The organism is Agathobaculum ammoniilyticum (assembly GCF_025567315.1).
Classification (GTDB): domain Bacteria; phylum Bacillota; class Clostridia; order Oscillospirales; family Butyricicoccaceae; genus Agathobaculum; species Agathobaculum ammoniilyticum.
This window is the reverse complement of record NZ_JAOQJE010000003.1, coordinates 53756-66976: the sequence shown is the minus strand read 5'-3', so window position 1 is coordinate 66976 and position 13221 is coordinate 53756. Positions and strand designations below refer to the sequence as shown.

Here is a 13221-nt window from a genome sequence, read left to right as displayed (position 1 = left end):
GAAAAGAGGCTCGGAATCATTTCCGAGCCTCTTTTTAACGGCCGTGCTACAGCAAACATGGTCCGCGCGGCGTGCGCCGGTCAATCCAGCAGAGAGAGCTGCCGTTCCGCAAGGTTGACGATGCGCAGGCCCCGCTGCCGCGCCATGCGCACGGTCTGCGCGGTGCCGCCGGGCTGTCCGTCAAAGAAGCAGATCAGCAGGGAGGCCGCGTCCACCATGAACTGGTTGCGTGCGGCATAGCAGCCGGTATGATACTCCCGTGACAGGGAGTATACCCCGTCCGCCGCGAGCAGGCAACGATTGAACCGGCGCTTCCATTCCGCTGCATAGCGGGACGCCTGCCCGTCAAACGGGACCGCGCATAAAAGCTGCACCGGAAGCTGCGCGCGCGTCCGAAGCACGGCTTCCGCGGCCCAGAGGTCAAAACCGGTGGACATACCGGACAGAAAGCGGGTATAGCCCTGGCCGGCGGCATGGCGGATTGCCCGGTCAAGCGCCTCCCGTAAGGCGCTGGCGGCCGGGGAATCGTCCGTCCGAAACGGCATTTTTTCGATTCGATATCCGGAAAAACAACAGGTTTCTCCGCGCAGGCTATCCATGGACATCCCCTCCGACGAGAACAAATGTTCTGATTATGGACAGTATACACCGGATGCCGCCAAAACGCAAGTTGAAAATCAGAAAAAAGCTGGTACAATAGAAGTACCTTAGAGGAAAGGGGGATGGGGTCGTGAATGGGCAAAACCGGCTGGCATACCTGATAAAACGGATGGTTTACCGTTTTTTTTCGGACGGGATCCCGCAGGCGGCGGCGGAGCTGTCGTATTTCCTGTTGTTTTCCATGTTCCCGCTGCTGATGTTTGTCAACTCGGTTCTGGCACAGCTCGATATTTCGATCGAGAGCATACAGCCCGTGCTGGAGCTGCTGCCCAAGAGCCTGCAGCAGTTGATCACCTCCTATCTGGCGCAGCTTTCCAACTCCCCCTCGTTCAGTCCCATGCTGATCGGCATTGTGCTGACCTTGTATTTTTTGTCCCGCGCGGTCCGCTCCATGATGCGCACGGTCAATGACATCTACCATGTCGAGGTACAGCGCGGCGTCCTGCGCGATGTGCTGATCTCGTTCGGCATTACGGCGGGCTTTCTGGTATCGGTCGTTTGCAGCTTTATTCTGGCGGTTGCGGGACGGACGATCATCCGCATCCTGCCGCGGCTGATGCCAGTGCCGCAGGCGGCGCTGGATTTGACACATGACGCGAGCTTTTGGGTGATGATTGCGTTTATTTTTGTATTCCTCATGCTGTTCAACCGTGTGGTCCCCAACCTTCATCTGAAATTTCAGGAGGTATGGCCGGGGGCGCTGTTTTCCTTGGTCGCTTGGCTGCTGGTATCGTGGGCGTTTTCGTTTTATGTGGATAACATGGCCAATTATTCCGTGCTGTACGGCTCGCTCGGCGCAATCATCGTTTTGATGCTTTGGTTGTATATCGTCAGCATGATCCTGCTGATGGGGCCGCAGCTCAACCATACGTTAGTCATTATGCGGCTGTACCGCATGGAGGCCGAGAAGCATTTTCAATAAAAGGAGGTTTACTCGCCTCCTTTTTTATTTGTCAAAATGCAATATATAATTGACATTATAAAAAATATATCGTATAATTAAGAAAGCAAAAGAGGGGTAGCGCATGAAAAATAAAAAACTCAAACTCGCTCGGGTGGAAAAGGATCTGTCTCAGGCAGAACTGGCAGAACTGGTCGGTGTAACGCGACAAACCATTGGTTTGATCGAGGCGGGCGGCTATAACCCGACGCTCAACCTGTGTATTGCCATCTGCAGGGCGCTGGATAAGACACTCGATCAATTATTTTGGGAGGAAAACTGAGATGGAGCAGAGAAAACAATGGATGATGGGGACTGCTGGACGAGCGCGGCAGGGAAATGGAATGGCTTGGGCGGCTGTGATCGTAAAAGCCGTCTTAAGTTTGTGATACGGAGGTGGAAAAGATGAAGCTGATTCGCAAAGCAAAAGATGAACGGGTGGTTGCGGAGATCAACCGGATCTATAAAGTTGGGTTTTATTTCCTGACGGCTGGTATTTTGGCTGATCTGGTGCTGCAGGCGCTGGGGATAAGCGTACAGAACGAAACGATAGGCGGAGCGGTCAACTTGGTGGAATTTGCTGTCGTGATGCTGGCACAGCTCTTTTGCATAGTACTGATGGCGCGCAAAGGCATGATGGATGACAACGCGTTTGCCGAAGCGGACTGTTATCCGTGGAAGCACTACCTGGTGCAGGGGGCGCTGGGGGGAGTAGCAGCCTCCGTCGTAGTCTGTGTACTCCAATGTGCGACCGGCGCAGTCTGGGTAGGGATGGGGGTGCCGGCTATTCTTCTGGTGTTTGCTGCGCAACTGCTGTTAACGGTGCCGCTGACTACGGTATTGGTGCTGCTGCTTACTTACGCTTCGTTCCGATATGCAAAGCGGCGCCGCGCCGGAACGGAAGAGGAGTGAGCGGTGCTTTATGATGCTGCTATAGTAAAAATTCACAGAATTTTCACACTCTGTTACCGAAATGTCGTTGCAGGCTTGCGATTTTCCATATACAATATATACATCGGGTAGTATGTATTGGAAAGGGGAGGACACAAGATGACGGCAGACCACAACATTTTAGAGGTGACACCGCGCGTGGAGGCGCTGGCGGAGATATGCCGGACAAACAGCCGGATCGATCCCGCGCTGTACAAGCAATATGACGTGAAGCGCGGCCTGCGCGACTTGAGCGGGAAGGGCGTACTGGCAGGGCTGACCAATATTTCGGACATCATATCGCAAAAAGAGGTCAATGGAGAAACGGTACCCTGCGAAGGGGAACTGTACTACCGGGGCATCAACATAAATGATCTGGTGCAGGGCTTCATGAAGGAGGGGCGCAAAGGCTACGAGGAGGTCGCCTACCTGCTGTTGTTCGGCAAGCTGCCGGACGCGGGCCAGCTTGCCGACTTCAAGGGTCTGCTTGCCCAGGGACGCACGCTGCCGACCAATTTCACACGCGATGTTATCATGAAAGCGCCGCCGCATGATATGATGAACAGCCTGTCGCGCAGCGTGCTGACGCTGGCTTCCTACGACAATTATGCGGATGATATCAGCCTGCCGAACGTGCTGCGCCAATGCCTGATGCTGGTTTCCGTGTTTCCGATGCTCGCGGTATATTCCTATCACGCCTATAATCACTATGAGTGCGGCGGTAGTATGTACATCCATTACCCCTCGGACAGCCTTTCCACGGCATCCAATTTCTTGCGCATGCTGCGTCCGGACATGCAGTACACGCCGCTGGAAGCGAGTGTGCTGGATCTGGCGCTTGTGCTGCATATGGAGCACGGCGGCGGTAATAATTCGTCCTTTACCACGCATGTGGTCACCTCTTCGGGAACGGATACCTATTCGGCGATCGCGGCGGCGCTCGGCTCGCTGAAAGGGCCTAAGCATGGCGGCGCCAATTATAAGGTTGTGCAGATGTTCGAGGACCTCAAGCGCAACGTTTCCGATGCCCATGACGACGAGCAGGTGGCCGATTATCTGGATAAGCTGCTGCGGCGCGAGGTGTTTGACCGCAAGGGGCTGATTTATGGCCTGGGGCATGCCGTGTATTCGATCTCCGACCCGCGCGCGCAGGTGTTCAAGTCGTTCGTCGGGCAGTTGGCCAAGGAAAAGGGCAGGGATGAGGATTTCGCCCTCTATTCCACGGTTGCGCGGCTGGCACCCAAGGTTATTGCAAAAGAGCGGCAGATTTACAAAGGCGTTTCCGCCAATGTGGATTTTTATTCCGGCTTTGTGTATTCCATGCTGGGGCTTCCGCCAGAGCTTTACACGCCTGTATTTGCCATGGCGCGTATCGTCGGCTGGAGCGCGCACCGGCTGGAGGAGCTGATTAATACGGACAAGATTATCCGGCCTGCCTACCGCTGTGTACAACCGGAAATCGGATATACCCCCCTTGGGGAACGGTAAGAAAAAGCGCGGATTCCGGTCCGCGCTTTAGACACATATACGCAAGGAGGAAAAATGATGAAAACAGTTGGGTTTATTGGCGTGGGCGTGATGGGGCGCTCCATGGTGCGCAACCTGCTGGGTGCAGGTTACGAGGTCGCGGTTTATTCGCGCACCAAGGCAAAGCTTACGGATTTCCTTGCCGAAAATGAAGTGCGCTGGTGCGACAGCGTTGCGGAATGCGCGAAAGGGCGCGATGCGGTTATTACGATGGTAGGCTATCCGAAGGATGTGGAGCAGGTCTATTTCGGCGGGGAGGGCATTCTGGCGGCGGCGAAGGCCGGCGCCTATCTGATCGATATGACCACGACCGATCCGAAGCTTGCGGTTCGGATTTCCCAGGAGGGGAAGCAGCGCGGGCTGCGCGTGCTGGATGCGCCGGTTTCCGGCGGCGACACAGGGGCGAAAAACGGCACGCTGTCCATCATGGTTGGTGGGGCGGAAGCGGATTACAAGGCGTGCCTGCCGCTGTTTGAAGCGATGGGAAAGCAGGTCGTTTATGAAGGTCCGGCCGGCGCGGGACAGCATACCAAGATGGCCAACCAGATTGCGATTTCGGGGACGATCGCCGGCGTGTGCGAAGCGCTCGCCTATGCAGAACACGCGGGGCTGGAGCCGGATAAGCTGCTCGCCAGCATTTCCAAGGGGGCGGCCGGCTCGTGGCAGATGGAGAACCTGATGCCAAAGATGGTAAAAGAGGATTATGCGCCGGGGTTTTTCCTCAAGCATTTTATCAAGGATATGAAGATTGCCCAATCGCAGGGCGGACCCGCGCTGCCGGTGTTGGAGCGCGTCTGCGCCATGTACGGCGATCTGGAAGCGGAAGGCATGGGTGACCTTGGCACACAGGCATTGATCCGGCATTACCGCGAAAGCTGAAAAAAGAGGGCCGCTCCTGCGGCCCTCTTTTCCGTTTCCCGCGCGGGGTACGGAAACCTGACCCGACCAGAACAACCTGCGCTGGTCGGTTATTTTTCGCTGAACGCGTCCTTTACCTTATCCCAGAAGCCCTTGCGCTTGCTCTGATTTTCATCGGTCGCGGATTCTTCAAATTCGCGCAGCAGCTTTTTCTGCTTTTCGGACAGATTTTTCGGCACTTCGATATTTACGCGGACATACTGATCGCCGCGGCCACGGCCGCTGACGTTCTGGATACCCTTGCCTTTCATACGGAACACGGTGCCGGTCTGCGTCCCTTCCGGCACCTTATATTCCACGCGCCCGTCGATCGTCGGCACCTGAAGCGTGTCGCCCAGCGCCGCCTGCGCGAACGAAATCGGGATCTCGACGTACACATCCTGCCCCTCGCGGGTAAAGATGGGATGCGGCCGGATGGACACGGTCACAAACAGGTCGCCCGCCGGCCCGCCGTTCACACCCGCGTTGCCCTGTCCGCGCTGCTGGATGGACTGTCCCTCGTCGATACCGGCAGGGATGTTTACCTTGAACTTGCGCGTTTTGCGCACGCGGCCTGCGCCGCCACACTTGGCGCAGGGCTTTTTGATGATCTTGCCGGTGCCGCGGCAGTTGGGACACGCGGTTTGCGTTTGGAACACACCGAGCGGGGTGCGCTGCGTCTGGGTCACAGAGCCCGTGCCGCGGCAGTTCGGGCAGGTTTCAGCGCTGGTACCCTTGGCCGCGCCCGTGCCGCCGCATTCGTCACAGGACTCGATGCGGTTTACCGAGATCTCCTTCTCGCAGCCGAACGCAGCCTCCTCGAACGAGAGGATGACCGTCTGCCGGATGGATTCGCCGCGCTGCGGCGCATTGCGGCGCTGTGAGCGACCACCGCCAAAGCCGCCGCCGAAGAACGAGCCGAACAAGTCGCCGAGGTCGCCCATATCGAACCCGCCGAAGCCGCTCGCTCCCGCGCTGCCTCCGTAGCTCGGGTCCACGCCCGCGAAGCCGAACTGGTCATACTTGGCGCGTTTATCCGCGTCGGAAAGGACCTCATAGGCCTCGTTGACCTCTTTGAATTTGTCGGCCGCATCGGGATTGTCTTTGTTCAGATCAGGGTGGTACTTGCGGGCCAGGCGGCGGTAAGCCTTTTTCAGCTCGTCCTCACTCGCGCCTTTTTGCACGCCCAGTACCTCGTAATAATCTCTTTTGTCAGCCATTATGCTCCCTCAAATAACGGAAAATGACATGCCGCAGGGCGGAACGGAGACCGTCCCGCCCCACGCGGCATGGAATTACTTGTTCTTATCGTCGTCGTCCTTGACCTCGGTGAAGTCCGCGTCGACGAAATCGCCCTGCGGGCCGGACTGTGCGCCCGGCTGGCCGCCCATGTTCGGGTCACCCTGCGGCGCCTGCTGCTGGTAGATCTTACCCGCCAGATCGCTGAACCTCTTGGACAGGCCATCGGTCGCCATCTTAATCATCTCGGTGTCGGTACCCTTGAGCGCCTCCTTAACCTTGTCGATCTCGGCCTGTACGCCGGCCTTTTCATCGGCGGACAGCTTATCGCCCAGGTCGGTCAGCGCTTTCTCGGACTGGAAGACAAGCTGCTCGGCGTTGTTGCGCACCTCGACCGCTTCCTTGTTCTTCTTATCCTGTTCCGCGTACTGCTCAGCCTCGTGCATGGCCTTGTCGATCTCGTCCTGCGAGAGATTGGTGGACGCGGTAATGGTGATCTTCTGCTCCTTGCCCGTACCCAGGTCCTTGGCGGATACGTTTACGATGCCGTTCGCATCGATATCAAAGGTAACCTCGATCTGCGGCACACCGCGCGGCGCCGGGGCGATACCGTCCAGCGTGAAGCGGCCGAGCGTCTTGTTGCCCGCAGCCATCTCGCGCTCGCCCTGCAGGACGTGGATTTCAACCGACGGCTGATTGTCGGCTGCGGTGGAGAAGATCTGGCTCTTCTTGGTGGGAATGGTGGTGTTGCGGTCAATCAGCTTGGTGCATACGCCGCCCAGCGTCTCAATGCCGAGGGACAGCGGGGTGACGTCGAGCAGCAGTACGTCCTTGACCTCGCCGCCAAGCACGCCGCCCTGGATGGACGCGCCAATCGCGACGCATTCGTCCGGATTGATGCCCTTGAAGCCGTCCTTGCCGGTGATGCCCTTAACGGCCTCCTGCACGGCGGGAATGCGGGTCGAGCCGCCCACCAGCAATACCTTGGACAGGTCGGAGGCGGACAGGCCGGCATCGCTCATCGCCTGCCGTACCGGACCCATGGTGCGCTCGACCAGGTCGGCGGTCAGCTCGTTGAACTTCGCGCGGGTCAGCGTCAGCTCGAGGTGCTTCGGGCCGGTCGCGTCCGCGGTGATATACGGCTGGTTGATCGAGGTCTGCGCCATGCCGGACAACTCGATCTTAGCCTTTTCCGCCGCCTCCTTCAGGCGCTGCATGGCCATCCTGTCGGCGGACAGGTCGATGCCGTTGGATTTCTTGAACTCCGCGACCATCCAGTCGATGATGCGCTGGTCGAAGTCGTCGCCGCCGAGATGGGTGTCGCCCGCGGTGGACAGCACTTCGAGCACGCCCTCGCCGATGTCGAGGATGGAAACGTCGAACGTGCCGCCGCCGAGGTCGTAGACCATGATCTTCTGCTCGGCTTCCTTATCCACACCGTAAGCCAGCGCAGCCGCGGTCGGCTCGTTGATGATGCGCAGAACCTCAAGACCCGCGATCTTGCCCGCGTCCTTGGTCGCCTGGCGCTGGGAGTCGGAGAAGTACGCCGGCACGGTGATGACCGCCTGGGTCACCGGCTGACCGAGGTAGGCTTCCGCGTCCGCCTTGAGCTTTTGCAGGATCATTGCGGAGATCTCCTGCGGGGAATAGGGCTTGCCATCAATGTTGACGCGGTAGTCCGAGCCCATGTGGCGCTTGATGGAAATAATCGTGCGGTCTGCGTTGGTCACAGCCTGGCGCTTGGCCACCTGGCCCACCATACGCTCGCCGTCCTTGGAGAACGCGACTACCGACGGAGTCGTGCGCGCGCCTTCCGCGTTGGGGATGACGACAGCCTCGCCGCCTTCCATAACGGATACGCAGGAATTTGTTGTACCAAGGTCGATACCAATGATTTTGCCCATGTTGATAGCACTCCTTTATATGATTCGATATTGTTTTCTCTGTATCAGGGATGCGCGGTGACGCGCGCGTTTATCAGGAACTTTCCGCAAGCGGAAAGTTCCATAAAATCCGAGAGCATGTATCTCGGATTTTATTCCTCGATTCAGCCGCCTTAGACGGCGGCATTCGGGTGTCGAAAGCAAGTTTCAAAGGAACTTGCTTTCGTATAGGGGGCTTTTGAAGTCCCCTATAGGGTTTTCAGTTTGCAACCTTTACCATCGCGTGCCGGATCACCTTGTCGCCTATCTGGAAGCCCTGCTGGAATACCTCGGCGATCACACTTTCTCCCAGCGCTTCATCTTCGACATGCATCACGGCGTTGTGGAAATTCGGGTCGAACGTGGTGCCGGCCGAAGCCTCGATCACGGTGACGTTCAGGCCTTTCAGGCTGTCGGTCAGTTGGGTCATGGTCAGTTCCACGCCCTTTTTGTATTCCGCATCCGCGGTCTCGGCCTTGAGCGCACGCTCAAGGTTGTCATAGGTGGGGAGAAGCGCGGTCACCGCGCGGCTGACCGCGTCCGTATACGCCTGCTCGCGCTCACGCTGGCTGCGCTTGCGGAAGTTGTCGTATTCCGCCGCCATGCGGAGATAGCGGTCATTCAGCTCCTCGTATTTTGCTTTCCAGTTTTCGGCGGGCGCAGCCTGTTCCTCCTGTGCGGCGGCCTTTGCCGTTTCATCCTCGGACGGGGTTTCCGGCGCCTTCTGCTCGGCTTCGGCCGGATCGGACTGCTTTTTCTTGCTCATATTGTTTTCATGCCTCCATTTGCTGAAAATCCCGATGTTCAGGGATTTCCGTCTTTCTCGTCTAAAAAGGTCTCGGCAATCAACTGATTCAGCCCCTTGGCGAAGCGGCTGAGTTGCGCGGACAGCTTGGCGTAATCCATGCGGGTCGGCCCCACGATGCCGATCGCGCCCTGACCGATTTTGCCGATATCGTATTTTGCATAAATCGCGGATGTATCGCTAAGCGGGTTCTCCCCGTTTTCCGGCCCGATGAAGAACTGGATTCCGTCAATCTTACGGGTCGTAGGCAACAGGTGCCGGCTGTCATCCTCCATATAGTCAAGCAGCGCCTGCGCTTTGTGCAGGTCCTTGTATTCCGGAAAGCGCAGCAGCTTGTTGGTCCCGTCCAGAAAGACCTTCTGATCCCCCAGCTCTTCGATCAGTTCGGCGACATATTCGGCCACGGGGGCCAAAAGGGCGGTCAATCCCGCGGCCCTGCGCACGATATCGAAACGCTCGGCCGTGATGTGGCTGAGCGGCAGGCCGGTCAGCGTCTGGTTGAGGACATAGGTGAGAAGCTCGGCCTCGTCCTTGGTGACGTCGGTCATGGTCCGCACCATTTTATTTTTGACCGAGCCGGAGTCGGTTACAACCACGATGACAAAATTCATTTTGTCAATGGCGATGATCTCAAACTGGCGGATGGATGCCTGGGTCATAGCGGGGGTGATCGCGACGGAAGCGTAATTGGTCAGGCTGGAAATCAGCTTGCCCGCCTCGCGTATCAAATGGTCGAGCTCGCGCACCTTGGTCTGCAGGATGCTCTGCAGCGGCGCGGCGTCGTCCGGCGTTTCAGCCGGCTGCTCCATCAGCTCGTCGACATACAGACGGTAGCCCTGCGGCGAAGGAATGCGGCCGGCGGAGGTATGCGGCTTTTCCAGAAAACCCATTTCCTCCAGCTCGCTCATCTCGTTGCGGATGGTGGCGGAGGAAAACGGAAGCGCATGCCCCTCGGTCAGTGCCTTGGAGCCGACTGGCTCGGCTGTGCGGATATAATCGCCGATGATGGCCTTGAGGATCTGCTTTTTTCGTTCCGAAAGCTCCACCTGAGCGGACTCCTTTCCTGTGTGAAAACGGGTTAGCACTCCGCCTATCTGAGTGCTAAAACTAATTTACCACCGCGTAGCGGCAAAGTCAAGTCTCGTTTATGAATATTTTGTTAAATGATTAGGAAACGGGCTGTCACAGCCGGATAGGGACTGCTAATGTGCTGGAAAGAGCAGGGGAGCGGGCGGCCCGCTTGTGCAAAAGTATGCTTGTGGGGCGGCGTAAAACGTGGTATAATATTTCCATATTGCTATTAAGGAAAGGTAAGGAGCTTTCGGTGTGAAAAATCGCGGGCAAATACGGAATTTTTCCATCATCGCGCATATCGACCACGGCAAGTCGACGCTGGCGGACCGCCTGCTCGAACAGTGCAAGGCCGTGTCCCAGCGTGAGATGGAGGAACAACTGCTTGACAATATGGATCTGGAGCGCGAGCGCGGCATCACGATCAAGGCGCGCGCGGTGCGCATGGAATACGAGGCCGACGACGGCCAGACCTATGAGATGAACCTGATCGACACGCCCGGGCATGTGGACTTCAATTATGAGGTTTCTCGTTCGCTCGCCGCGTGCGAGGGCGCGCTGCTGGTGGTGGATGCGGCACAGGGGATCGAGGCGCAGACGCTGGGCAACACCTACCTCGCTATTGACGCGGGGCTGGAGGTTGTACCGGTCATCAACAAGATCGACCTGCCCGCGGCGGACGCGCCGCGCGTCAAGCAGGAGATCGAGGACATCATCGGTATCCCAGCCGAGGATAGTCCGGAGATCTCGGCCAAAATGAATATCAACATCCACGCGGTACTCGAACGCATCGTGTCCGACATCCCCGCACCGCAGGGCGACGCAGACGCGCCGCTGCGCGCGCTTATCTTTGACAGCCAGTACGACCCCTATAAGGGCGTTATTGTTTATATGAGGCTGATGGACGGCAGCATCCGGCCGGGCATGAGGGTGAAAATGATGGCCACGGGTGCGGAGTTCCAGGTACTCGAATGCGGCTATATGCTGCCGCTCGGCCTGTCGCCCCAGCGGGAGCTGTGCGCGGGCGAGGTCGGCTACTTTACCGCGTCTATCAAGACCGTGTCCGATACCCGTGTGGGCGACACGGTCACCGAGGCGGGACGGCCGACCGCGGAGCCGCTGCCCGGCTACCGTCCGGCGCAGCCCATGGTGTTCTGCGGCATCTATACCGAGGACGGCTCCAAATACCCCGACCTGCGCGACGCGCTGGAAAAGCTCCAACTCAACGATGCGGCGCTGTCGTTCGAGCCGGAAAGCTCGGTCGCGCTGGGCTTCGGCTTCCGCTGTGGTTTCCTCGGCATGCTGCATATGGAGGTCATCCAGGAGCGGCTTGAACGCGAGTTCGACCTCGACCTGGTCACCACGCTGCCCTCGGTCGTGTATGAGATCGTGCGGACCGACGGCGCGGTTGTCCATTGCGACAACCCGCACGACTACCCCGACCCCGGCCTGATCGACGAGGCGCGCGAGCCGTTCGTCAAGGCCACCATTATGACCCCGCAAGAATTTGTCGGCAATATCATGCCCATGTGCCAGGAGCGCCGCGGCGTGTTCAAGGATATGCAGTATCTTGACTCCAACCTGGTCGAACTGCACTACGAAATGCCGATCAATGAAATCATCTACGACTTTTTCGACGCGCTTAAGGCGCGCACCAAAGGCTACGCTTCGCTTGACTATGAGCTGCTCGACTACCGGCCGAGCGACCTGGTAAAGGTGGACATGCTGCTCAACGGCGACCAGGTGGACGCGCTTTCCTTTATTGCCCACCGCGAGAAGGCCTACGGCCGCGCGCGCCGCATCTGTGAAAAGCTCAAGGAGAATATCCCGCGCCAGCTGTTCGAGGTGCCTATCCAGGCCGCGATCGGTGGCAAGGTGATTGCGCGCGAAACGGTCAAGGCGATGCGTAAGGATGTACTCGCCAAGTGCTACGGCGGCGATATCACCCGCAAGAAGAAGCTGCTGGAAAAGCAGAAGGAAGGTAAAAAGAAGATGCGTTCGCTCGGTACGGTGCAGATCCCGACCGAGGCGTTCATGGCGGTGCTCAAGCTGGACGAGGAATCATGAGTAAATTTAGTTATCGAAACAAGCCGCTCGGCCTGTACCTGCATATCCCGTTCTGCGTGCAGAAATGCGGCTACTGTGATTTTTACTCCGTGCCGGACAAGGAACTGATGAAAGACTATGTTTCGGCGCTGCTGACCCATATCCGCTCCTACGGCGCGCTGTGCAGCGGCTACACGGTGGATACGGTCTATATCGGCGGCGGCACGCCGACATGCCTGGGGCCGAAATACCTCGGCCGCATCCTGCAGGAGGTGCGGAACAAGTTTCCCCTTGCGGATGACGCGGAGATCACGGTCGAGTGCAATCCGGAAAGCACGGATAAAAAAATGCTGGAAATGATGAAAAAGCAGGGCGTGAACCGGCTGTCGTTCGGTGTGCAGTCCGCACATGACGACGAACTGAAGGCCATCGGCCGCCTCCATACGTTCCAGCAGGCGAAGGATGCGGTTGACCTGGCGCGGGAGAAAGGTTTTTCCAATATCAGTCTGGACCTGATGTACGGCCTGCCCGGGCAGACGCAGGAGCGGTTTCTCGACTCGGTGGAGCAGTGCCTTGCGCTCGGTCCGAAGCATCTGTCCTGCTACGGGCTGAAGCTCGAACCGGCCACGCCGATGGGGCGCGAAAACCCGACTCTGCCCGATGACGACGCGCAGGCGGACACCTATCTCGCCATGTGCGAGCTGCTCCGCAAGGACGGCTTTGAGCATTATGAAATATCCAACTTCGCCCGTCCGGGCTTTCGGTCGCGCCACAATCAGAAATACTGGGACCTGTCCGAGTATCTGGGGCTGGGGCCGGGCGCGCATTCGTTTATGAACGGGCGCCGGTTCGAGTTCGCGCGCGACATCAAGGCCTACATAAGCGGCGAGGATATCCTGCGGGACGAGGACGAGGTGCCGACGTTCCAGCGGCAGGGCGAATACCTGATGGTACGCCTGCGTACCTCGGACGGGGTGGACTTCCTCGATTTGGAGAAACGGTATAACATCGACTCCACACCCTATGAGGAAGCGTTCCGCGGCCTGATGGGAAACGAGCTGGTCGCCCATCAGGGTACGCGCTGGTACCTGACCGAAAAGGGGTTCCTGGTATCCAACAGTATTATCAACACCATTGTCGCGGCTGGCCAGCCGGACATGGGGGAACAATAATCAATTAATTTT

Annotated in this window: 12 protein-coding genes; 7 read left to right on the top strand and 5 right to left on the bottom strand. The window is 58.1% G+C overall.

The features are described from left to right. Positions 1–80: 80 nt before the first annotated feature. On the bottom strand, positions 81–599 hold the full coding sequence (locus OCV66_RS04330) for an SLOG family protein (RefSeq protein WP_159068032.1): 519 nt from the start codon (positions 597–599) through the stop codon (positions 81–83). Positions 600–730: 131 nt separating this feature from the next. On the opposite strand from OCV66_RS04330, the gene OCV66_RS04325 reads away from it, so the two are divergent. From OCV66_RS04325 to OCV66_RS04305, 5 genes are all read left to right on the top strand, one after another. Continuing rightward, positions 731–1582, top strand: a complete 852-nt coding sequence (locus tag OCV66_RS04325; protein WP_147573830.1) for a YihY/virulence factor BrkB family protein — start codon at positions 731–733, stop codon at positions 1580–1582. A 103-nt stretch (positions 1583–1685) separates the two neighbouring features. Then, positions 1686–1883 (top strand): helix-turn-helix transcriptional regulator, encoded by a 198-nt coding sequence (locus OCV66_RS04320; protein WP_054326229.1) that lies wholly within the window; start codon positions 1686–1688, stop codon positions 1881–1883. A gap of 122 nt (positions 1884–2005) precedes the next feature. Further along, entirely contained in the window at positions 2006–2512 is a 507-nt protein-coding gene (locus OCV66_RS04315) for a DUF6773 family protein (protein ID WP_147573829.1), read from the top strand. Between the two features lie 138 nt (positions 2513–2650). Next, a complete protein-coding gene (locus OCV66_RS04310; RefSeq protein WP_054326231.1) occupies positions 2651–4018 on the top strand; it encodes a citrate/2-methylcitrate synthase in 1368 nt (455 codons plus the stop codon). A gap of 57 nt (positions 4019–4075) precedes the next feature. Further along, positions 4076–4936 carry an NAD(P)-dependent oxidoreductase gene (locus OCV66_RS04305; RefSeq protein ID WP_107630621.1) on the top strand — a complete coding sequence of 287 codons (861 nt, stop codon included), beginning with the start codon at positions 4076–4078 and terminating at the stop codon, positions 4934–4936. A gap of 89 nt (positions 4937–5025) precedes the next feature. Here the strand turns inward: OCV66_RS04305 and dnaJ are convergent, their stop codons facing one another. The 4 genes from dnaJ to hrcA form a co-directional block, all read right to left on the bottom strand. Then, complete coding sequence (gene dnaJ, locus OCV66_RS04300) at positions 5026–6174, bottom strand: molecular chaperone DnaJ (RefSeq protein WP_147573828.1); 1149 nt, start codon at positions 6172–6174, stop codon at positions 5026–5028. Positions 6175–6249: 75 nt separating this feature from the next. Further along, entirely contained in the window at positions 6250–8097 is a 1848-nt protein-coding gene (dnaK, locus tag OCV66_RS04295; RefSeq protein ID WP_054326233.1) for a molecular chaperone DnaK, read from the bottom strand. 238 nt (positions 8098–8335) lie between these two features. Beyond that, a complete protein-coding gene (gene grpE, locus OCV66_RS04290) occupies positions 8336–8881 on the bottom strand; it encodes a nucleotide exchange factor GrpE (RefSeq protein WP_054326234.1) in 546 nt (181 codons plus the stop codon). A 38-nt stretch (positions 8882–8919) separates the two neighbouring features. Further along, positions 8920–9966 (bottom strand): heat-inducible transcriptional repressor HrcA, encoded by a 1047-nt coding sequence (gene hrcA, locus OCV66_RS04285; protein WP_054326235.1) that lies wholly within the window; start codon positions 9964–9966, stop codon positions 8920–8922. Positions 9967–10246: 280 nt separating this feature from the next. Here hrcA and lepA point away from each other — a divergent pair, with 280 nt between their 5' ends. Both lepA and hemW read left to right on the top strand, forming a co-directional pair. After that, complete coding sequence (gene lepA / locus OCV66_RS04280) at positions 10247–12058, top strand: translation elongation factor 4 (RefSeq protein ID WP_054326236.1); 1812 nt, start codon at positions 10247–10249, stop codon at positions 12056–12058. Beyond that, positions 12055–13209, top strand: a complete 1155-nt coding sequence (hemW, locus tag OCV66_RS04275; protein WP_054326237.1) for a radical SAM family heme chaperone HemW — start codon at positions 12055–12057, stop codon at positions 13207–13209. Before lepA ends, hemW begins: the two co-directional genes overlap by 4 nt. The last annotated feature ends 12 nt before the right edge of the window (positions 13210–13221 follow it).